Here is a 1,750-nt window from a genome sequence, read left to right on the forward strand (position 1 = left end):
TAGTTCTCTGCCCCTTTCAAACGAATTAAATTCTATCTGGCGTCCACTCTATCTATAATTAATTTGATTTTACTAAGGACATCTTTGGAAAGTTTTTCAGGTTGATGTGTAGTTAGCAGAGTTTGTGTCTTTTCCTTAACCTTTTGTCCTAAAGTTTTAGCCCCATTTGCTTCCCAGTCGCTAATCCTGCTTCTGTTCATAACGCTCGGCCACCAAAATTCAGAGCGGAAATATTTTAATGTGTGTTCTTCACCTAAGTAATGTCCACCCGGTTGTACTTCATTAATAACTCCACGTGCCATTCTCTCTTCATTGACCTCTACACCTTTAATGATTCTGCGCGTCATACCCATGACTTCATCGCCCATGACAAGTAATGCCAATGAAGCTGACAAGCCATATTCCAATTGGCCGCAGCCATGAATCAAACTCGTACCGCTCATTCCCGCATGCAAAATAGAAAATGCTGCTTCTAAACCCATTTGGGCATCACTGTCTTTTGAATCGGTAGCGCCCGCGAAGCCAAAACTAGGAATCCCAAGAAAACGAAGGGCATTTGCCATTCCTGTTCCCATCAAACTGACTTCTGGAGCGCCGTATGGTAAAATATCGTTCTCGTTATCTTTAATTGTGAAGAAACCCCCGCCAATCACAGGGGTCCCTTGACGTACCAATTGACCTAGCAGTACCCCGACCAAAATATCAGCCAAGGCTACGACAATTGCTCCGGCCGGAGTAGCTGGCGAAGTTTCACCGGCAATGAGCTTGGTCGAATAAATATAAGGAACACCATTTTGGGCAGCAAATATGACCTTTGCCAACGTTTCATCGGAGTGAACAAGCGTTCCTTCCGTTTCAATTAAAAGAACTACAAAGGGATTCTTTTGGAATTCCTTAAGACTTCCAGAGATGGACGTGGCTATATCGAGAATTGCTTGCGCTTGTTCTATACCTTGGATTGATTGAATTATTGGCTTCTTCGTATTGGTTACCAGAGCTTCAAAAGCATGAACTTCAGCCACGTTGGGGTTGACGTCAGTGGGAAGACCGTTACTCATTGCAAAATCAACATTTTTTAAGCCGTCACAGACAACTCCTGCATTCGCAACATCCGCTTTGATCGGTTTTCTCCGCTCACCTGTCATGGGATCAATCACATAGGTATTACCTTGTCCCGGTCCATAAAAAGCGTTCGTAGTTTCTACTCTTAATGCTCTTTTCCCATTCCGGTCACATACTGTGACACGAGAAGGAGCGGTTCTTACAGCCCATTCAGATAACGCTGAAGGAATTCTAACTCGATTCCCATCGACCCAACAACCCGCTTTTTCGAAAACTTCACGTGCTTCTTTGTTCAGAATGTCTGCGCCTGTGCGTTCAAGAACCTCCATCATAGTCATGAAGAGCTCTTCACATTGATCCTCACTAAGCATTTTCCAAAAGGTTGTCTGATTTACCTCATAATTTGTTCTCGTATAATGACTTCTTGTTGTATGCACTTACTTCTCTCTCCTTTCAGACCAATAAAGTTTAAGCCAAGAGCCGATTACAGAGATCTACTGCGGAAGCCGCATCAGGAGCAAATCCATCTGCACCCACTTCATCAGCAAAATCCTGGGAAATTGGTGCCCCACCTACGATAACTTTTACTTGATCCTTAATACCTTCTTCTTTCATGAGTTCAATCGTATCTTTCATATGCAACATTGTTGTGGTAAGCAAAGCAGACATTGCCAATACCTGAGGTTTC

At 43.4% G+C, this 1,750-nt stretch carries 2 protein-coding genes; both read right to left on the reverse strand.

Annotation, left to right across the window (positions count from 1 at the left end; all coding sequences use genetic code 11):
• Nucleotides 1–32: 32 nt before the first annotated feature.
• A complete protein-coding gene (locus DSOL_RS25970; RefSeq protein WP_235839014.1) occupies nucleotides 33–1,499 on the reverse strand; it encodes a trimethylamine methyltransferase family protein in 1,467 nt (488 codons plus the stop codon).
• Between the two features lie 31 nt (nucleotides 1,500–1,530).
• Nucleotides 1,531–1,750: cobalamin B12-binding domain-containing protein (locus tag DSOL_RS25975; RefSeq protein ID WP_170871633.1), on the reverse strand; the 220-nt coding region annotated here is incomplete at its 5' end.

Origin of the sequence: Desulfosporosinus metallidurans (genome assembly GCF_001936615.1) — a bacterium.
Classification (GTDB): Bacteria; Bacillota; Desulfitobacteriia; order Desulfitobacteriales; family Desulfitobacteriaceae; genus Desulfosporosinus; species Desulfosporosinus metallidurans.